We start from the raw sequence: 18,099 nt of genomic DNA on the forward strand, positions 1-18,099 counted from the left end.
AAGCGTTATGAAAGTTGGATTTATCGGTCTGGGGAATATGGGTTCAGCGATTGCTCTTGCAGTTGCTAAGGTAGCAGGAATAGAAGTGCTTCTCAGTAATCACAATCAAGGTCGTGCAGCCTCTTTACAAGAGCAAACTGGTGGGCGCATTCTCTCTAATCAGGACCTCGTTCAGGAGGCAGACATCCTCTTTCTGGGAGTCAAACCCCATCTCCTCCCTCCTCTTTTGGAGAGGCTAGGAGACGTGATACGCCAGTCCCCGTCTACTATTTGGATTTCAATGGCAGCTGGTGTCAGCTTGAAGCAACTGGCTCAATATTTACCTGCGAGCCAAGTTGTACGCATCATGCCCAATACCCCAGTTGCGATTGGTCAAGGGATGACGACCTATGCCTTGACCAATCCAGCCTTGGCCCCTCTCACAGAACAAGTCCTATCCCAATCAGGTCAAGTGAAACAGGTTGATGAAGAGTTGCTAGATGCAGCAACAGCCCTTGCAGGATGTGGGCCAGCTTTTGTCTATCAATGGATTGAAGCGATGATGGAAGCAGGAATAGCACATGGTTTGAAGGCTGAGGATGCTAAATATCTGGCCGCCCAGACCCTCCTCGGTTCCGCCCAGATGGTCTTAGAAAGTCAGAAGCATCCCGCCCAACTACGTCAAGAAGTGACTTCTCCAGGTGGAGCTACCATTGCTGGTGTCCTCAAACTTGAAAAAGAGGGCTTCCGCTACGCTATTATATCCGCCATCAAAGCAGCTCTTAAACGGACGAGGCAGTTGGGGGAGTGAAACAGTTTGGTGAACTGTTTCAGCTGGTCACCCAAAAACACGAAAGTGACCACAGAAACCCGAGCCTTGAAACAGGAGGGCGAGTCTAGTCCAGTCCGGCGAATTGTGTAGAGTCAAAAAGAAACCGAGATGGGGAACTGTCTGAAAACAGCCCTTCCGTCTCGGTTTCTTTTTTAGGTAGGTATGCTCTGTAAAAATTTCCTCATACTCTTTAAAAATCAAACAGTATTATTGTTGTTTGATTCGGTTACGGGTTATTTGGTTCTCGTCTTGTCCTTGATCCATTGGCTGATATTGGAGAAGGTTTTTGTATCTTCCACCTTGTCTTTTTGCTGCTGGATAAAGTCTGAAAAGCTCTGCTGTAACCCATCTTGGTGGACTTTCTTTTGGAGTTGATGCCACTTGTCCATAAGCTGTTGCGAGGTCCGTTCGTAGGCCAATTCTAGGATTTCCTCTTTTGATTTGTAATTTCGATAAAAAGCATTACGGGAAACACCTGCTTTTTTAACCAATTCAGAAATGGAAATTTGGCGCATGTCCTTTTTTTCCAATAGAAAGAGCAGGGCTGTTTCTATTGATTCGCGGGTTAATTGATTGATTTCTTTATTAGATTGAGATAAATTCTTCAAAGATTTAGGCGAAATGGTTCGTTTTTGCATAGTATGTCTTTCCTAAAATAAACTAAGGGACGAAGGAGAAGTAGCAGTCATTGACCAATCCAGAACTAGCTGTGACAGCCGAAAGAAAATGCTTTCACTTCGCATCGTTTCATGATATAATTGTAAAGCAAGATAGTTTGCTTGTCAAATAAAAATCTTAGCCCGACTACTTAATAGAAATAGAATGGAAACACATTTATGGCCAAATGGAAAATCGTTGCAGATTCAGGATGCGATTACAAAGAACTAGCGAATCCTGCGCCGGACACCCTGTTTGAAATCGTTCCGTTAACCGTACGCATTGAGAACCAACATTTCCTCGATGATGCAGGTCTTGATATTGACCAGATGATGACAGTTATGTATGCTTCATCAGATGCAGCAGGTTCGGCCTGTCCAAGCCCACAAGCCTATGAAGCTGCCTATGCTGGTGCTGATAATGTCATAGTATTGACCTTGACAGGTTCCTTGTCTGGTAGTTATAATAGCGCTCGTGTTGCAAAAGAGATGTTTTTAGAAGAGCATCCAGATGTCAACATTCACTTGATTGACACACTATCTGCTGGTGGAGAAATGGACTTGCTAGTAGGAGAAATCAATCGTTTAATTGCTTCAGGCTTGGATTATGATGGTGTGGTATCAGCTATTAGTGAGTATCAAAAGAGGACCAAGTTACTCTTTGTTCTTGCTAAGGTGAACAATCTAGTAAAAAATGGGCGGTTGAGCAAGCTGGTTGGAGCAGTTGTTGGCCTTCTGAATATCCGTATGGTTGGAGAAGCTAGTAGTGATGGCAAGCTAGAATTATTACAAAAAGCGCGTGGACATAAAAAATCTGTCACGACAGCTTTTGATGAAATTCTAAAAGCAGGCTATAAGGGTGGTCGTATTGTCATTGCTCATCGTAATAATGAAAAATTCTGCCAGCAATTCTCTGATTTGGTACGCAACATGTACCCCAATGCCCTGATCGAAGCCTTGCCAACTTCTGGACTCTGTAGCTTTTATGCAGAAGAAAATGGTCTTCTAATGGGGTATGAAATCTAGTAATAAACAAGAAAGAGCTACTCCATTCGGTTGATGGCTTTTTCTAGCTAGTCATAGCGAGGAGATAGATGAGAAAAGGAAGTACAATCCTACTATTGGTTATCGGTGTAGTCAGCCTCTTCACCTATCGGTATCTGAGAAACGTTACGGAGAAGGAGGAGAAGAAGGTCGTACACCAGCAGTCGCTCGGTCCTGTGGAAACGAATATCAAGTGGTCGGATGCGAGCAAAGACGCGCAGACCTACCGGATTCGTTTTGACCAAGTAGTTGCAGCTGTTAAAAATGGAGCTAAATGTTACGATGTTCGCTCCTTTCTCGAATACCAACTAGGTCATGTAAGTATTGCAGAACACTACTCCTTAACGACGTTGAGAAAGGGGGAATTTCCAGCTGTAGTTTACGAAGTGCCTATCTATCTGTATGGTTCAGATAGCATATCGTCTGCTCAGGCTGCAAAACTCCTGCGCGATGAGGGCTTTCTATATGTCTATGACCTGGGGAGTGTGGAGCAGATCAAAGCAATCGGTGCTCGTCTCAATGAATGGTGGTAGTAGGTATTGGAGGAGAGGTATGATTACATTACGAAACATTGATGAAGAAAACTTTGAAGCCTGTATTGGCTTGACGACAGGTGTCGAGCAGGAGGATTTTGTAGATTCTGTCCTATATTCGCTAGCAGAGGCCTGGCTCTATAGGGAGGTTATGGAAGCCTTTGCTATTTACCATCAAGATCAACTGATTGGCTTTGTTTCGATGTATGTGGGGAAGGAAAATCCCCAGATTATTAACTTTCTAATTGATGAAGCCTACCAGGGGCGGGGTTATGGGACACAGGCGGCGAAACTATCTATTGACTATCTGCAAAAAAACTATCAAGCAAGCCGTATTTCACTCCCCGTCCATCTCCATCATACAAAAGCCAGAAAATTTTGGACAAGACAGGGATTTCGCCCCTCTGATAACATAGAAGGTAGCTACCTATTTATGCGAAGGGAGTGAAGAGAGTTGGGTGCCTGCACTCACGTAATATAGAGAGTGTGGGAGGATGCTGTGCGTCCTTATCCTTTTTATAGTCATTTAGTTTATACCTAAAGGTAGCCACAGCTGTAATTGACTAAATTTGAAACAGCTGCGTCTCTTTTATTACTTCGACGAGTGAAAAGCTCCAGTGGAGGTTTTCAGCCTACCACCTTTCATCAAAAAAGTGGTCGTGAGAAACTCCGTTTCCCTATTTCCAACCATGCCCACTTCGCTCTCAACACAGCATTAGAAGAACCCAGCTGAGTTCTAGCTGGGTTCTTCTAATGCTGTGTTGAGAGCGTCCAGATCGTTACCAAAATTATTGCTATAGGGAAGTTGGAAGTAGTCATAGGATATTCCTGTGATAATCTTCCCACTTCTTGTACCATACTTGAGGCGGGGTCCTATCTTCCCTTTAGGCAGTTGAATGGTCAGTATATCTGGGGTAAGGTGGTAAGCATAGGGGAATTGGTACTGGGATACCTTCTCCCTCATCTCCGTTTCCTGTGTCTCTTTTAGCTGATGGAGGTGGCGTGTATTACGAGCAAACATGCCATTGTCAATATAAAGTGATAGGGCCTTCTGCATGATGAGATTGGTATCGTAATCAATCAGGCTTTTATGTTGCAAGAAACACTTGCGTAAGTAGTGGGGAAGGACGATTCCCCCTAAGCGTAGTGCAGGAAAGAGAGTGGGGGTAAACGATTTGATATAGATGACACGGTTGTGGCAATCAAGGTAGTGAAGCGGCAGGGTCTTTTTGCTATCGAAGTCTGCCATATAATCATCTTCAATCACATAGACATCGTATTGTTCTGCTAATTGGAGGATAGCCTGCTGGGTGTCGGAATCATAAGTTGTTCCTAGGGGGTTGTGGAGACGGGGAATGGTATAGAAATATTTAATCTTCCCGCTTCTGAATGCCTGTTCTAGCTGCTCTAAATCAATCCCTGACAAGGTTCGTTCGATGGTCTGATAGGGAAGTGCTTGCTGTTCCAACAGGTGTTTCATTCGATGGTAGGTAGGTTCTTCAATCAATATCTCTTGCTTATCAGTAGTCAGTTGCATCTGGGTTAGGATATACAGAGCTTGCTGGCTTCCTGCTGTGATGACCAACTGGTCTTTTTTACAATAGACATGATAAGTTGTAAGGAGCTGATGGAAGGAGATGATGAGTTCTTCTAATCCCTCTTGTTGGTGATAGTAATTAAAGAGATAATTTTCTCGACCAATCAGGCTTTCATGGACACAGGTTCGGAAATCTTCGTAAGGTAGTTGCAAGAAATCGTCAGGATTGAGTGAGATAGTCTTGTCTTGAAAATCTTGATCCTCCAGAATATAATACCCACTTTTTTCTACTGCATAAATCCGATTCTGGTATTTCAATTCGAGCATGGCTTTTTGAACGGTATCTTTACTGCATTGATACTGCTCACTGAGCTTGCGGATAGAAGGGAGTTTTTGCCCTCGTGTAAAGTGGCGCTCCTCAATTCCTGCAAGAATATCCTGAACAATCTGTTGATATTTACTGGTCATAGTTCTATCCCCCTAAGGAATAGTATAGCGTCTTTTGAGATGAGAGACAAGTGTTGTATCGCCCTTTAGTGCAAGGAAAGGGGTTGCAGGTTGCTGATACGCGATAAAAATCTCCTCTACCACGGCAGTATCATCTTGCCTGGCTTCAGGATGGTCGCTCGCTTTGCCCTACTCTAGTATAGCCTGTAACTATTTGGCTGATAATGGCTGTGGCTACCATTCGGTAAACCTAAATGAGGCTATCAGACCATATAAAAGACAATGGCTACATATTGCAGGAGGCTGGCAAGTATGATAAATAAATGCCAAATCATATGAAAATAAGGCCTTTTCTTGGCGTAGAAGATAGCGCCAATACTATAGGAGACTCCCCCGGCTAGCATAAGAGACCAGAAGGTCGGTCCTGTTTGGCTGATGAGTTGTGGCAGGATAAAAATGACTAGCCAGCCCATGATGAGGTAAAGGATGAGACTGAAGCGCTCATTGACTTTTTTTGCAAAAATTTTATAGAGAATCCCCAAAATGGTTGTGAACCATTGGATGGCTAAGACGAGGTAACCCTTCCAGCTAGACATGAGGGTCAATAGGACAGGCGTGTAGCTACCAGCAATCGCAATGTAGATCATGCTATGATCGATGATGCGTAAGATGTATTTGTGGGTAGAGCCGTAGGCCATGGAGTGGTAAATGGTGGAGGATAGAAACATGAGAAATAGGCTGATGATGAAAATTGAGACACCGATTGCCTGCATCAACCCGGTTTCTTCATAGCTATAAATAGCTGAAAAAGGCAGTAGTGTTAACATTAAAAAGGCACTGATAGCATGGGTGACGGCATTTCCCACCTCCTCACCAAATGAGAGAGGGAGGGATAGTTTAAAGCGTTGGTTCATGGTGCTCTCCTTTTAATTCTGAAATGAGTGTGAGTGTCTCTTGATAGGTCTGAATAGTCTGACAGGCTTTTTGCAAGATGAGTGGCTGATCGCTAGTTTCGTTTCCTGCAAAACACGTGACAAAGGCATTGTAGAGGTTAGAAGCCTCTTGTTTCTCTTTCAAGACATCGATGGTTTCCTTAATATCTGCAATGGGGAAAATCGGCTTACAGATGCTTAAAATGATGAGACGGGCAAGATGCATGCGATTGTATTTTTTTTTATTTGGCTTTGGGATATAGCCATGCTTGACATAGTTATTGATCATCGAAGCGGTAAGAGGTTTTTCGTGGCTGGCTAAAAAGGGCTGGGTCTGCTGGTTAACGTAGAGCAACACTTGATCCAGATACAACTCTAAATCAGGTAATTGCTCCCAATTTGGTAAAACTTTCATTCTTCACTCCTTATCATCTAGTTATCGTAACTAGATAATAGCATTTTAAAAACAAAAAAGCAAGAGATAGGAAAATAATACTCTATAAAAAGCAAACTCCTCTTTCTCGCTAGAAGTATGTATCCTCGCTTTTTCCTTTCCTAGTCTACGGTTGATTTTATTGAGTATTATGCAGTCCTCCTCTTCTTTTTTTGTCTTAGTAAAAATAGAGGAAAATCAGATGAAGCATAGGAAATGATGAGACCTATTTGATATGATAAAGAGAGAAAAAACTTGAAGGAGTTAGACCGAAGATATGAGAATGCCATTTAAACCCTTGATTGCTCTTTGTGCCTTTGTTTTAGTTGGCTGTCAAGCCACCACAAAGACTGAGACAAAACAAACAGCTACACCTAGCTACCGCTATCATAATGTTGTAACAGAAAAAAGTGCGGCAGATTTGCAAAAAGATCTACAAGAACAGGGGGTTCCCAAGGAGGCTTGGCAGACCCTAGCTCCTTTCATAGACAGCTATCATCAGGCCAATAAGTCGTATGAGGAAGTAGCTAACGATTGGACCACCAAGAAACTAGGGCAAGACGCTAACCAATTTACTACTACGATGGGAGAAGCGGAATTAAAGGAAAAACTCAGTCACTTCCCCAAAGACTTGAACTGTCGCCAGACAGCCTTTCTGCTCTTACGTCCCCTGTTGAGCTATGATACCAATAAGGTGACAGACCTTCCAGAACATCCAGAATTTCAAGCCTTGAAGCAAGAAGTTCCTGACTTGACTAGGGCAGACAGTCAGTTATATAGCCTATTATTTAATGATAATGAAAGCTACCAGTCTGTGGATGATTTGACCAAGGCTTGGAAGGAGGCAGGTGTCCAATTCTCTGATAAGCTCCGCCTGTTGTCAGCTGTGCAAAATGTAGAGGGCGCGGTTGTTAGCATGCATGTCGGCTTGGTCTATGAAAAAGATGGAAAGGTCTATTTCTTTGAAAAGATGGATCCTAGCCTTCCTTACCGACTTAGTGAATTCCAGTCTTTGGCTGATTTGAAAGAGCATCTGCTGGCAGGACGCTTCCAGATGTTTAGAGAACAGGTTGCTCTCCTTGTCAATAACCAAGATATTTCAACGTTAGCCTCCAAAAACGAGTCTAAGGATTAAGGAGTAGCCAAGACGGAAAGAGGAGCCGTAAAGAAAGGTTCAGCAGGTCTCCCCTAGGTAAAAGAAGTCCTAAAACCCTATTTCTCATAAGTAGTGGTTTTAGGACTTTTTGTAGTGTCTTTGTCTGGTGAACTAGGAAATTGCCAAACGGCAATCGAAACTGGTATAATCTAAGTATGAGAATCTTACTTCCAAATGCAAAAGAATTAAATACTAATTTAGAAAATCACCCCTTTACCCCCTTATCTGAAAAAAGTCGTGCTATTTTAGAGGCCTTACGGCAGATGTCGGTGGTAGACTTAAAAAAATTTTATAAAGTGAAAGAAGATAGGGCAGAGCTAGAAGCTGATCGCTGGTATCGCATTGACCATCAGCAGGCCAAGTCCTATCCTGCTTGGACACTGTATGACGGCCTCATGTACCGCTATATGAAACGCAGGGACTTAACAGAGGCGGAGCGAAATTATCTAGAGCAGCATGTCTTCATCGCAACAGGATTTTATGGTTTGATTACCCCCTTTACTCTGATTTCTCCGCATCGCTTGGATTTCCAAGGGCAACTTAAGGTGGAGGGACAATCGCTCAAGCAGTTTTGGCGTGACCGGTATGATGAACAAGTAGTAGATGAGGACTTGATTATTTCTCTAGCTTCGTCCGAATTTGAACAGGTCTTTTCACCGATTCTTCAAAAGCGTATGGTGCAGATTGTTTTTATGGAAGAGAGAGAGGGGCAGCTGAAAATCCATTCTACCATTTCCAAGAAAGGGAGGGGACGTCTAGTATCTCTTATGGCAGAGCGAGACATTCAGACCCTCGATGCGATTCGGCAGCTGACCTTTGACGGATTCAGCTATCGAGAAGCATTATCAGAAGAAAAGAAAATCGTGTTTGTGAGAAAGTCTCTGCCAGCCTAGTGTGGCCATCGATCCTGATAGCAGATAAGAATGAAGAATATATAGAAGAGTATAAATAAAAACCCTATGCCACACATAACTGGACATAGGGAACGGTTTTTGAGCTTTGCCTTGTCACTAACGGATGTTTATTTTGTCATCAACCAATCTGAGGCAGCTATAGCCATAAGGTTGGTTTTTTAGCAATATCCGTCAAAAATCTTTTTTAAGAAAAGATACAAAGCCCGTAAAAACTCAAAGCGAAAATGGGATTGAAACAGTTTGGGAAACTGTTTCAACGGTCACCTAGAAACAAGAAAGTGACCACAGAAGCCTGAGCTAGGAAATAGGAAATCTGACGAAGAAACGTTTGAACACCTAATTAACTTCGCTCTTTCGTTTTTAGACTCAGTAACAAATTCCCTCACTTTTTAATTTCTAGGTTCGGGCTAAAATAATCCACTGGATTATTTTACTCCCCTGACTATCTTCGCTTCTTAGTTTCTAGGCTCAGGTAGAAATAGTCACTCCCCTGACTATTTCTATATCCCAAAGGGATTCTCAGCTGTAATCAGCTAAAGCCGAAACAGCTGCCTATCTTTTTTCCGAGGTTTTAGGCTGAACTCAATTACACAAGACACAAAGCCCGTAAAAACTCAAAGCGAAATAGGAAATACGACGAGTGAAAAGCTCCAGTGGAGGTTTTCACTCATCGTATTTTATAAAGGTAGCTGAGAGGTTTTGTCTTAAACTGCTGCTAGAAGGGCTGTAGCCTGTTTGTCTAGTTGTGCAATGGTTTCGTCTGACAGGACTAATTGTCCAGTTCCCCAGGCTTCTGGGTTGATAGGAGAGCCTGTAAATTCCCCCACTACTTGTGTACGGATAAACGGTAGAAGAGCCTTGTAGGCAGCAAACAGAGGTTCGTGTCCACCGTTTGCAACAGCAGATACAGTGACTAATTTATCCTGCAAAATAGAAGGACCCTTAGGATTTGATAAATCAAGAGCGCGGCTGAGCCAGTCAAGAATATTTTTCACTGGACCAGGAATGCTATAGTTGTAAACAGGTGAGAAAATCCAAATAGCATCAGCTTCCTCAACGGCTTTCCGGGCTGCTGCAACAGCAGGAAGGACAGGGGTCTCCAGATCTTGGTTAAAGACAGGAACTTGGCTGTAGTCCAAGTAAGTGACGGTTGCTTTTCCTTCAAGCAGTTGCTCGGCTTTTTGTGCCATTTGGTGATTGAAAGAACCATCACGAAGTGAACCGACTAAAAATAATACATTTGCCATGAGTAGTGGCCTCCTTTATAATTCTAATGTGCTTTTAGAGAGAGTTCCAAGTAGGTCTTTAAAAGCGATACGGATAGCATACCAAAAATATCACTAATTAGCAATATTTTTGTCCAATCCCCTAAATTTTTTTAAAATAGCATTTAAATGTTCCTGTTCTTCAAGGCTGAGGATGCTAAAAATTCGTCCAATATTGTCATAGTGTTCAGGGAGAATGGCTTCGATGATTTCTCGTCCCGCATCAGTCAAACTGATAAGGCAGGCACGCTTATCTTGCTCATCAGGCACTTTGATAATATAGCCATCTCTGATCATATTTCGGATGACCACTGTCATATTGCCAGATGTGCTGAGTAGTTTATCGATCAATTCCTGGATTCGTAAATTTCCCTTGTTGTATAGAGCTTCTAACACTCCAAATTGTCCCATGGTCAGATTGTGTTTTTTCATGATTTCAATTTCTTGTTTGGAAATGATGTTGGAGGCTCGGTGGAGGACGACCAGACTATGCAGGGCTTCTCGGTTGGTTTCTAAGGCTTTTTTTACATTTTCTTTCATAGAAATAGTGTAGCAAGAATTGGACTCAACTGCAAGGAGAAGGTCTTTCAGATGGCTGGCTAGTACAGGAAGGGTTGCAAAAGTTGAAAAAGTTCAAGTAAAATATCAGAAAGAATAGCATTCTGAGCTAAACTATAGTATAATGACTTTATTATGGCAAAAATGAGAAATCGCATCAGTAAATCTAGGATGACATTTGGCAAGCAATCTCTCATCGGAGTGTTTGTGTTAGTATCTGTCATTGTTTTTTCTATCTTATATGTTTTGGAAATCTCTGCACGTCCGTTTCTGGCAGGGCAGAAGCAGGCTGAGCAAATTGCAATGCAGCATGCAGGCCTAGCCCTTATTTCCAAGATAGAGCGTTACAATGGTGAGACAAGTTATTATAGTGTTATGGGGAGAAATCAAGCAGATGAAGAGCTACTCCTCCTGATACCTGAGGAATCTTCTGAACTCCTCGTTTACAAGGCGACAGATGGGATTTCTCAAGAAGAGGCTAAAGCTATTGCCAAAGAAAATGGGGCTAGCAATATTGTTAAAGTAGCTTTCGGCTATTCTAATGATCAACCGATTTGGGAAGTTAAGTCGGGGAAAACCTACTATACTATCGCTTTTGAAGATGGCAGGTTGCTGAGTAAGGAGGGAATATGAAGTTATCACAACGAGTGCTTGAAATGGAAGAAAGTGTGACCCTGGCTGCGGGGGCGCGTGCAAAAGATTTAAAAGCGGCAGGAAAAGATATTTTATCCTTAACCTTGGGAGAGCCAGACTTTAGTACGCCAGAGAATATTCAAGAGGCGGCAATTCGCTCGATCAAAAGCGGTCAAGCTAGCTTTTACACCGTTACAAGTGGTTTGCCAGAGCTGAAGGCGGCGATTAGCCAGTATTTTGAAAGATTTTATGGATATGCTGTTGCCCCCAATCAAGTAACGGTAGCCACAGGCGCAAAGTTTTCACTCTATACCTTTTTTATGAGCGTACTTGATCCGCTCGATGAGGTGCTGATTCCGACTCCCTATTGGGTTAGCTATGCCGATCAAATCAAAATGGCAGAAGGAAGTCCAGTCTTTGTAGAGGCAACAGAGACGAGTGATTTCAAGGTTAGGGTGGACCAATTAGAAGCAGCCCGTACTGATAAAACAAAGGTTTTGGTGCTCAATTCACCTTCTAATCCGACGGGGATGATTTATAGCAGAGATGAGCTTCTGGCAATCGGAAATTGGGCAGTTGAACACGATATTCTGATTTTGGCAGATGATATTTATGGTCGTCTGGTCTATAATGGGCATACTTTCACGCCGATTTCAAGCCTATCTGACGCTATTCGTAAGCAGACAGTGGTCATCAATGGAGTATCTAAAACCTATGCTATGACAGGTTGGCGGATTGGCTATGCAGTTGGTGAAGCAGAGATTATCTCTGCCATGAGTAAAATTGCAGGACAGACAACTTCTAATCCAACAGCAGTAGCTCAGTATGCTGCGATTGAAGCCTTAATCGGAGAGCAGGATAGGGTGGAAGAGATGCGCCAAGCCTTTGAAGAACGCCTCAATACTATTTATCCCTTGCTTGCCCAAGTACCAGGATTTGAAGTGGTTAAGCCACAAGGAGCGTTTTATCTCTTCCCAAATGTCAAGAAAGCCATGGAAATGAAAGGGTTCACAGATGTGACGGATTTCACGACAGCCATCTTGGAAGAGGCAGGGGTTGCCTTGGTCACGGGAGCGGGATTTGGTGCACCAGAAAATGTCCGCCTCAGTTACGCTACAGACCTAGGTACTCTTAAAGAAGCAGTTGCGCGCCTTAAAGCATTTATGGAAAAGGAATAGAAAGTTGGTAGGAGTGACCACTTTCATATTGGTAGAAACGATTGACCAGTTTCAAGGCTTTTTATATCAAACCTTGGCGCATTTGGTCATGAGATGAGCCTTGAACCGACTAAGAGATTAGTGGTGATGAACCTCTGAGCAGTGCCTCTGATGGAGATGAAGGCTTGGAACGTGGACAACAAAAACCGGCTCATTTCGCTTTTAATGCAGGGACACCTGACGAGGTTATCGCTCTTATTATTGGACAGCTTTAGCTACTGGTGGTAAAGATAGTGAGGCCCCTGGTGAGCGCAACTACTACATATGAAAGATACCATGCAGCCGTTATCATTGGTTCAGATGCTAATGATATGGAGGTTGTCTCTCAGACAAATGAAACTAATAGAAAAGAGAAAACGAATGTCTAGAAAATTGATTACAATTCACCAAGTGAAGGATTATGTCGGTCAAGAAGTGACCATTGGGGCCTGGGTAGCTAATAAATCCGGCAAGGGCAAGCTAGCTTTCTTACAGCTTCGCGATGGAACAGCCTTTTTTCAGGCAGTTGCCTTTAAGCCCAATTTCATCGAAACCTTTGGCGAGGAAGAGGGAGGAGTCAAATTTGACACCATTAAAAAGCTCAGTCAAGAAACATCTGTTTTTGTGACAGGGATTGTCAAAGCAGATGAGCGCTCTAAATTTGGCTATGAGTTGGATGTGACAGACCTAGAAGTAATCGGTCACTCTCAGGATTATCCGATTACACCGAAGGAACACGGGACGGACTTCCTTATGGACAATCGTCACCTCTGGTTGCGCTCACGTAAGCAGGTCGCTATTCAACAGATTCGGAATGCCATTATCTATGCCACCTATGAATTTTTTGACCAACAGGGTTTCATCAAGTTTGATAGCCCGATTCTGTCTGGAAATGCAGCCGAAGATTCAACAGAACTCTTTGAAACAGATTATTTTGGAACCCCTGCCTACTTGAGTCAATCCGGTCAGCTGTACTTAGAAGCAGGAGCTATGGCACTTGGTCGCGTCTTTGACTTTGGCCCAGTATTTCGTGCGGAAAAATCCAAAACCCGCCGTCATTTAACCGAGTTTTGGATGATGGACGCTGAGTATTCTTTCTTAACCCATGAAGAATCGCTTGACTTACAAGAAGCCTATGTCAAGGCTTTGATTCAAGGTGTGTTAGACCGAGCGCCACAAGCTCTTGAAACCTTGGAGCGCGACACAGAACTGTTGAAGAGATATATCGCAGAACCTTTCAAGCGTGTCTCCTATGACGATGCCATCAGCCTTCTTCAAAAGCACGAAGCGGATGAAGACACGGATTACGAGCATTTGGAACACGGCGATGACTTCGGTTCTCCTCATGAGACATGGATTTCAAACTACTTCGGTGTGCCGACCTTTGTTATCAACTATCCAGCTAGCTTCAAGGCCTTTTATATGAAGCCAGTTCCAGGAAATTCAGACCGTGTCCTATGTGCGGATCTCCTCGCACCAGAAGGCTATGGAGAAATCATTGGTGGCTCTGTCCGTGAGGATGACTACGATGCTCTTGTCGCTAAGATGGAGGCCCTTGGAATGGACAAGTCAGAGTACGAATTTTACCTTGACCTCCGTAAATATGGTTCTGTTCCCCATGCAGGATTTGGTATTGGTATTGAACGGATGGTGACCTTTGTTGCAGGTACCAAGCACATTCGAGAAGCTATCCCATTCCCAAGGATGCTACATCGTATCAAACCTTAAACTGCTTAGGGCAAAGATTTGTCAAGATAACACTAAAAATGAACAAAGATGGATGGGTGAAGAACAGACATCCAGTCTTTGTTCGTTTTTTATCTGTTTTATGGACAGAGAGTTGGTGCCAACATCCTATCTTCTTTAAAAATCAATAGGATAATTGGTTAATAGCTTCTTGGGGATAGAAATAGTCAGGGAAGTAAAATAATCCAGTGGAGTGAAGCGGTTCGGGGAACTATTTCTACTGGTCACCTAGAAACAAGAAAGTGGTCATAGAAGCCCTAAGTTGAGCATTAAAAATAAGGAACAGTTGTCCATGAGCGAACGATTAGAAAGTCAGAAGGTCGCCTGCAAGTCTAGCTACTCCCTATTCCTAAAAATGTGCTATAATAAATAAAAATGAAAGAGGTATGAGTATGAGAACCATTCACACAGAGAAAGCCCCAGCGGCAATCGGTCCTTATGTCCAAGGAAAAATTGTTGGAAATTTATTATTTGCATCAGGTCAGATCCCCCTGTCTCCGGAAACTGGAGAGATTGTCGGGATAACGATTGAAGAGCAAACTGAGCAAGTTTTGGCTAATATCCGAGCGATTTTGAGGGAAGCTGGCACCGATTTTGACCATGTGGTCAAAACAACATGTTTCTTGAGCGATATGAACGACTTTGTAGCTTTTAATGAAGTCTATAAAACAGCGTTTACAGCGGAATTTCCGGCTAGGTCAGCAGTTGAAGTAGCTCGTTTGCCACGCGATGTGAAAGTTGAAATAGAAGTGATTGCAGTAGTAGAAAGCTAGAGAGGGAAGCGATGTCTGGAAAAATTCATCTTGTGATTGTTACAGGAATGTCAGGTGCTGGAAAGACCGTCGCTATCCAGTCTTTTGAAGACTTGGGATATTTTACAGTTGACAACATGCCACCAGCCCTCTTACCTAAATTTTTAGAATTGATTCGCTACAGTCAAGACAATGATAAGGTGGCGCTTGTTGTTGATATGCGTAGTCGTTCCTTTTTTGCAGAAATTCGGCAGGTTTTAGATGAAATAGAAGCAGCCGACGATGTGGACTTTAAAATTCTCTTTTTGGATGCAACCGATAGTGAATTAGTGGCTCGCTATAAAGAAACTCGGCGCTCGCACCCACTGGCGGCAGATGGACGAGTTCTTGACGGAATCCAGCTAGAAAGAGAATTGCTTGCTCCACTCAAAAATATGAGTCAAAATGTGATCGATACGACGGAGCTGACGCCCCGCAATCTCCGTAAGGAAATTTCAGACCAGTTTGCTAGCTTGACAAACCAGACCTCTTTCAGGGTGGAAGTGATTTCGTTTGGTTTTAAATATGGCCTGCCACTTGATGCGGACTTGGTCTTTGATGTGCGTTTTTTGCCCAATCCCTATTACCAACTTGAATTGCGAAACTTGACAGGCCTGGATGATCCAGTGTTCAGTTATGTCATGGAGCATGAGGAATCCGAGGCCTTCTATGGTCATTTGTTAGACTTGATTGAGCCGATTTTACCAGGCTATCAAAAGGAGGGCAAGTCTGTCTTAACCATTGCAGTTGGTTGTACAGGTGGTCAGCACCGTAGCGTAGCTTTTGCCAAGCGCCTCGCTGATGATTTGGAAACAGGATGGACGGTCAATCTTAGCCATCGGGATAAAGATAGACGAAAGGAGACGGTCAATCGTTCATGAGAAAACCTAAAATTGCCGTCATTGGCGGTGGCACAGGCATTCCTGTTATTCTCAAGAGCTTGCGTGACAAGGATGTAGATATTACTGCTATCGTGACGGTGGCAGATGATGGCGGATCGTCAGGGGAAATCCGTCAGGCCTTGCAGATGACACCGCCGGGTGATTTACGCAATGTCCTACTAGCCATGTCTGATATGCCCAAGCTCTATGAGCGCATCTTTCAGTACCGTTTTGCAGAGACCGATGGCGCGTTGGCAGGTCATCCTTTGGGTAATCTGATTATAGCAGGCATTTCTGAGATGCAGGGGTCGACCTATCACGCTATGCAACTCTTATCTAAGTTTTTTCATACAACTGGAAAAATTTATCCTTCAAGTGAGAATGCCTTAACCCTCCACGCTGTGTTTACAGACGGCCATGAGGTGGTTGGTGAAAGCAAGATCGCAGGCTACAAGGGTATGGTTGATCACGTTTACGTGACAAATTCCTATAATCAAGATGAACCAACAGCCAGTCGGAAGGTGGTGGAGAGTATCTTGGAAAGTGATATGATTGTCCTTGGCCCAGGTTCTCTCTTTACCTCTATTTTACCCAATCTCATGATTTCAGAAATCGGTCAGGCCTTGAAAGATACCAAGGCGGATGTAACCTATGTCTGCAATATCATGACGCAGAGAGGGGAAACTGAATTTTTCAGTGATGCAGATCATGTGCGAGTCTTGAACAAGCATCTAGGACAACCATTTATTGATACGGTTCTGGTCAATATCGAACCTGTTCCTCAAGAATATATGAACACCCATCAGTTCGACGAATATTTGGTTCAAGTAAAGCATGACTTTGTCGGATTGCAATCGCAAGCTCAGAGAGTCATCTCCTCTAATTTCTTAAGACTTGAAAATGGTGGAGCTTTTCATGATGGTGATTTAGTCGTCGAAGAACTGTTGAAAATTTTGCAGGTGAAAACATGAGTTTCAGTGTGCAAGTAAAAGAAGAAATCATCAGTCGAGGGCAGGCTGAAAAAAGTGAATTGGCTGCGATGATTAAGCTATCGGGAAGTTTAGGCTTAGCATCGGCAGGCCTCACCCTATCTATCAGCAGTGAAAATGCTAAAATTGCTCGTCATCTCTATGAAATGCTCTATCGGTTTTACCGGGTTAAAGCTGAGATCCGTCATCACCAAAAGACCAATTTGCGGAAAAACCGTGTTTATACTGTGTTTTTGAAGAAAGGTGTCAGTGAGATTTTGGATGACCTTTACCTAGCGGATAGCTTTTTTGGCATGGAGCCAGGTACTGCACCTGCGATTTTGAACAACGATAGTTGGAGTCAGTCCTATTTACGAGGTGCCTTTCTAGCCAGTGGTTCGGTCAAGGATCCAGAAACGGGGAAATATCAATTAGAAATCGCTTCAATCTACGAGGATCATGCACATGATTTGGCCCATCTCCTGCAAAAATTTCTATTGGATGGTAAGGTGATCGAGCGCTCCAAGGGCAGTATCACCTACTTGCAACGAGCAGAAGATATTATGGATTTTCTTTTGATTGTTGGTGCAGAAGAAGCTAAGACTGAATTTGAGAATGTGAAGCTACTACGAGAGACACGAAATGATCTCAACCGGACCATCAATGCAGAAGCGGCTAATATTGCTCGGACTGTGACTGCCAGTATGAAAACGATTCATAATATTTCCAAGATTATGGAGACCATCGGATTGGATCAATTACCGTCTGACTTGCAAGAAGTTGCTCAACTGAGGATTCAACACCCTGATTATTCGATTCAGCAGCTAGCCGATAGTCTGTCAAAACCGATTACCAAAAGTGGGCTCAACCACCGTCTACGTAAAATCAATAAAATAGCAGATGAATTGTAAAATAGGTAATAAAATAATGGCAATTTTATTATAATATTCTTGACAAAATTGCATATAGAGGGTAGAATGGGAGAGAAGGAGGATTCAACTAATCTTTCTTTCAATTACATTAACGTTAAAAGGGGTTTATTATGAATAAGAAAATTAAATTATTGTCACTTGTAGCATTGGCAACAGCAGGTTTAGCAGTAATTCCAGCGTCGTTTGGTGTTTCTGCTGATGATGTTGCTCCAGCATCTAGTAGTTCTAGCTCAGAGGTTGCTTCATCAACAGGAGCTAGTTCATCAACAGAAGCTAGTTCATCAACGGAAGCTGCTTCATCAACTTCTACATCAAGTGAAGCTGGAGTTGTAACAAAGAAAGTCACAGTTTATGTTGATAATGAAACAGATGAGGAGATTGCAGAAGCGGTAGAAGGTTTCCAAGCAGAAGCAAAGGAAATTTCTGGTTATACTTTCCTAGGACTAGGGTTTGTTGCTGTTCCAGGTGAAAATGGGGAAGTTTATGAAGTTCAAGTAATGGCATATACTAAAGATGCTAAAGAGACTAAGAAGGAAACGAATGGTTCTGGTAATGCCAATGGTTCTGCTAACTCAGCTCCAGTTGCTGAAAAGAAAGTATTGCCAAAAACAAGTGTTGCAAAATAATCGATAGCACTTCGTGAGTTTGAAGCTAGAATCTAGCCTT

At 43.0% G+C, this 18,099-nt stretch carries 20 protein-coding genes; 14 read left to right on the forward strand and 6 right to left on the reverse strand.

Features of this window, described 5'->3' with window-relative positions; all coding sequences use genetic code 11:
* The first annotated feature begins 7 nt into the window (after positions 1-7).
* A complete protein-coding gene (gene proC / locus BVE84_RS02790; RefSeq protein ID WP_076995567.1) occupies positions 8-790 on the forward strand; it encodes a pyrroline-5-carboxylate reductase in 783 nt (260 codons plus the stop codon).
* 254 nt (positions 791-1,044) lie between these two features.
* Here the strand turns inward: proC and BVE84_RS11320 are convergent, their stop codons facing one another.
* Positions 1,045-1,449: a TetR/AcrR family transcriptional regulator gene (locus BVE84_RS11320; RefSeq protein ID WP_076995568.1), complete on the reverse strand. Its 405-nt coding sequence runs from the start codon at positions 1,447-1,449 to the stop codon at positions 1,045-1,047.
* 198 nt (positions 1,450-1,647) lie between these two features.
* Between BVE84_RS11320 and BVE84_RS02800 the strand changes: the two genes are divergently transcribed.
* The 3 genes from BVE84_RS02800 to BVE84_RS02810 all read left to right on the forward strand — a co-directional run bounded on the left by BVE84_RS02800 (position 1,648) and on the right by BVE84_RS02810 (position 3,492).
* Entirely contained in the window at positions 1,648-2,493 is an 846-nt protein-coding gene (locus tag BVE84_RS02800) for a DegV family protein (RefSeq protein ID WP_076995569.1), read from the forward strand.
* A gap of 68 nt (positions 2,494-2,561) precedes the next feature.
* On the forward strand, positions 2,562-3,044 hold the full coding sequence (locus tag BVE84_RS02805) for a rhodanese-like domain-containing protein (protein ID WP_076995570.1): 483 nt from the start codon (positions 2,562-2,564) through the stop codon (positions 3,042-3,044).
* 19 nt (positions 3,045-3,063) lie between these two features.
* Entirely contained in the window at positions 3,064-3,492 is a 429-nt protein-coding gene (locus BVE84_RS02810) for a GNAT family N-acetyltransferase (RefSeq protein ID WP_076995571.1), read from the forward strand.
* A 288-nt stretch (positions 3,493-3,780) separates the two neighbouring features.
* Here BVE84_RS02810 and BVE84_RS02815 read toward each other — a convergent pair whose 3' ends face one another.
* From BVE84_RS02815 to BVE84_RS02825, 3 genes are all read right to left on the reverse strand, one after another.
* Positions 3,781-5,049, reverse strand: coding sequence for an aminotransferase-like domain-containing protein (locus BVE84_RS02815; RefSeq protein WP_076995572.1), 1,269 nt, complete (start codon positions 5,047-5,049; stop codon positions 3,781-3,783).
* 242 nt (positions 5,050-5,291) lie between these two features.
* Positions 5,292-5,942: a PAQR family membrane homeostasis protein TrhA gene (gene trhA / locus BVE84_RS02820; protein ID WP_076995573.1), complete on the reverse strand. Its 651-nt coding sequence runs from the start codon at positions 5,940-5,942 to the stop codon at positions 5,292-5,294.
* Positions 5,926-6,375, reverse strand: a complete 450-nt coding sequence (locus tag BVE84_RS02825) for a DUF1836 domain-containing protein (protein WP_076995574.1) — start codon at positions 6,373-6,375, stop codon at positions 5,926-5,928. The genes trhA and BVE84_RS02825 overlap by 17 nt, the downstream gene beginning before the upstream one ends.
* 295 nt (positions 6,376-6,670) lie before the next feature.
* Here BVE84_RS02825 and BVE84_RS02830 point away from each other — a divergent pair, with 295 nt between their 5' ends.
* Positions 6,671-7,528, forward strand: a complete 858-nt coding sequence (locus BVE84_RS02830) for a DUF4300 family protein (protein ID WP_083708190.1) — start codon at positions 6,671-6,673, stop codon at positions 7,526-7,528.
* 176 nt (positions 7,529-7,704) lie between these two features.
* Positions 7,705-8,442: a peroxide stress protein YaaA gene (gene yaaA / locus BVE84_RS02835; RefSeq protein WP_076995576.1), complete on the forward strand. Its 738-nt coding sequence runs from the start codon at positions 7,705-7,707 to the stop codon at positions 8,440-8,442.
* 725 nt (positions 8,443-9,167) lie between these two features.
* Here yaaA and BVE84_RS02840 read toward each other — a convergent pair.
* Both BVE84_RS02840 and BVE84_RS02845 read right to left on the reverse strand, forming a co-directional pair.
* Positions 9,168-9,710 carry an NADPH-dependent FMN reductase gene (locus BVE84_RS02840; protein ID WP_076995577.1) on the reverse strand — a complete coding sequence of 181 codons (543 nt, stop codon included), beginning with the start codon at positions 9,708-9,710 and terminating at the stop codon, positions 9,168-9,170.
* 93 nt (positions 9,711-9,803) lie between these two features.
* On the reverse strand, positions 9,804-10,268 hold the full coding sequence (locus tag BVE84_RS02845) for a MarR family winged helix-turn-helix transcriptional regulator (RefSeq protein WP_076995578.1): 465 nt from the start codon (positions 10,266-10,268) through the stop codon (positions 9,804-9,806).
* A 153-nt stretch (positions 10,269-10,421) separates the two neighbouring features.
* Here BVE84_RS02845 and BVE84_RS02850 point away from each other — a divergent pair, with 153 nt between their 5' ends.
* The 8 genes from BVE84_RS02850 (at position 10,422) to BVE84_RS02885 (ending at position 18,059) form a co-directional block, all read left to right on the forward strand.
* Entirely contained in the window at positions 10,422-10,919 is a 498-nt protein-coding gene (locus BVE84_RS02850; protein WP_135017445.1) for a cell wall elongation regulator TseB-like domain-containing protein, read from the forward strand.
* The gene (locus tag BVE84_RS02855; protein WP_076995579.1) at positions 10,916-12,097 is read left to right on the forward strand and encodes a pyridoxal phosphate-dependent aminotransferase; all 1,182 of its coding nucleotides are present in this window, start codon (positions 10,916-10,918) and stop codon (positions 12,095-12,097) included. The genes BVE84_RS02850 and BVE84_RS02855 overlap by 4 nt, the downstream gene beginning before the upstream one ends.
* 399 nt (positions 12,098-12,496) lie before the next feature.
* The gene (gene asnS / locus BVE84_RS02860; protein WP_076995580.1) at positions 12,497-13,843 is read left to right on the forward strand and encodes an asparagine--tRNA ligase; all 1,347 of its coding nucleotides are present in this window, start codon (positions 12,497-12,499) and stop codon (positions 13,841-13,843) included.
* Positions 13,844-14,253: 410 nt separating this feature from the next.
* Positions 14,254-14,634, forward strand: coding sequence for a RidA family protein (locus BVE84_RS02865; protein WP_076995581.1), 381 nt, complete (start codon positions 14,254-14,256; stop codon positions 14,632-14,634).
* An 11-nt stretch (positions 14,635-14,645) separates the two neighbouring features.
* Complete coding sequence (rapZ, locus tag BVE84_RS02870; protein WP_076995582.1) at positions 14,646-15,533, forward strand: RNase adapter RapZ; 888 nt, start codon at positions 14,646-14,648, stop codon at positions 15,531-15,533.
* Entirely contained in the window at positions 15,530-16,504 is a 975-nt protein-coding gene (locus BVE84_RS02875) for a YvcK family protein (protein ID WP_076995583.1), read from the forward strand. The genes rapZ and BVE84_RS02875 overlap by 4 nt, the downstream gene beginning before the upstream one ends.
* Complete coding sequence (gene whiA / locus BVE84_RS02880) at positions 16,501-17,412, forward strand: DNA-binding protein WhiA (RefSeq protein ID WP_076995584.1); 912 nt, start codon at positions 16,501-16,503, stop codon at positions 17,410-17,412. The genes BVE84_RS02875 and whiA overlap by 4 nt, the downstream gene beginning before the upstream one ends.
* Before the next feature lie 131 nt (positions 17,413-17,543).
* Positions 17,544-18,059: a hypothetical protein gene (locus BVE84_RS02885; RefSeq protein WP_076995585.1), complete on the forward strand. Its 516-nt coding sequence runs from the start codon at positions 17,544-17,546 to the stop codon at positions 18,057-18,059.
* The last annotated feature ends 40 nt before the right edge of the window (positions 18,060-18,099 follow it).

It is taken from the genome of Streptococcus azizii (assembly GCF_001984715.1).
Classification (GTDB): domain Bacteria; phylum Bacillota; class Bacilli; order Lactobacillales; family Streptococcaceae; genus Streptococcus; species Streptococcus azizii.

Excerpts from the sequence above, each read along its gene's own strand:
- proC (WP_076995567.1), top strand. The coding sequence starts at position 8 with ATGAAAGTTGGATTTATCGGTCTGGGGAATATGGGTTCAGCGATTGCT.
- BVE84_RS02805 (WP_076995570.1), top strand. The coding sequence starts at position 2,562 with ATGAGAAAAGGAAGTACAATCCTACTATTGGTTATCGGTGTAGTCAGC.
- rapZ (WP_076995582.1), top strand. The coding sequence starts at position 14,646 with ATGTCTGGAAAAATTCATCTTGTGATTGTTACAGGAATGTCAGGTGCT.
- BVE84_RS02825 (WP_076995574.1), bottom strand. The coding sequence starts at position 6,375 with ATGAAAGTTTTACCAAATTGGGAGCAATTACCTGATTTAGAGTTGTAT.
- BVE84_RS02855 (WP_076995579.1), top strand. The coding sequence starts at position 10,916 with ATGAAGTTATCACAACGAGTGCTTGAAATGGAAGAAAGTGTGACCCTG.
- BVE84_RS02845 (WP_076995578.1), bottom strand. The coding sequence starts at position 10,268 with ATGAAAGAAAATGTAAAAAAAGCCTTAGAAACCAACCGAGAAGCCCTG.
- BVE84_RS02875 (WP_076995583.1), top strand. The coding sequence starts at position 15,530 with ATGAGAAAACCTAAAATTGCCGTCATTGGCGGTGGCACAGGCATTCCT.
- whiA (WP_076995584.1), top strand. The coding sequence starts at position 16,501 with ATGAGTTTCAGTGTGCAAGTAAAAGAAGAAATCATCAGTCGAGGGCAG.
- BVE84_RS02830 (WP_083708190.1), top strand. The coding sequence starts at position 6,671 with ATGAGAATGCCATTTAAACCCTTGATTGCTCTTTGTGCCTTTGTTTTA.
- BVE84_RS02850 (WP_135017445.1), top strand. The coding sequence starts at position 10,422 with ATGGCAAAAATGAGAAATCGCATCAGTAAATCTAGGATGACATTTGGC.
- yaaA (WP_076995576.1), top strand. The coding sequence starts at position 7,705 with ATGAGAATCTTACTTCCAAATGCAAAAGAATTAAATACTAATTTAGAA.
- trhA (WP_076995573.1), bottom strand. The coding sequence starts at position 5,942 with ATGAACCAACGCTTTAAACTATCCCTCCCTCTCTCATTTGGTGAGGAG.
- BVE84_RS11320 (WP_076995568.1), bottom strand. The coding sequence starts at position 1,449 with ATGCAAAAACGAACCATTTCGCCTAAATCTTTGAAGAATTTATCTCAA.
- BVE84_RS02815 (WP_076995572.1), bottom strand. The coding sequence starts at position 5,049 with ATGACCAGTAAATATCAACAGATTGTTCAGGATATTCTTGCAGGAATT.
- asnS (WP_076995580.1), top strand. The coding sequence starts at position 12,497 with ATGTCTAGAAAATTGATTACAATTCACCAAGTGAAGGATTATGTCGGT.
- BVE84_RS02865 (WP_076995581.1), top strand. The coding sequence starts at position 14,254 with ATGAGAACCATTCACACAGAGAAAGCCCCAGCGGCAATCGGTCCTTAT.
- BVE84_RS02885 (WP_076995585.1), top strand. The coding sequence starts at position 17,544 with ATGAATAAGAAAATTAAATTATTGTCACTTGTAGCATTGGCAACAGCA.
- BVE84_RS02810 (WP_076995571.1), top strand. The coding sequence starts at position 3,064 with ATGATTACATTACGAAACATTGATGAAGAAAACTTTGAAGCCTGTATT.
- BVE84_RS02800 (WP_076995569.1), top strand. The coding sequence starts at position 1,648 with ATGGCCAAATGGAAAATCGTTGCAGATTCAGGATGCGATTACAAAGAA.
- BVE84_RS02840 (WP_076995577.1), bottom strand. The coding sequence starts at position 9,710 with ATGGCAAATGTATTATTTTTAGTCGGTTCACTTCGTGATGGTTCTTTC.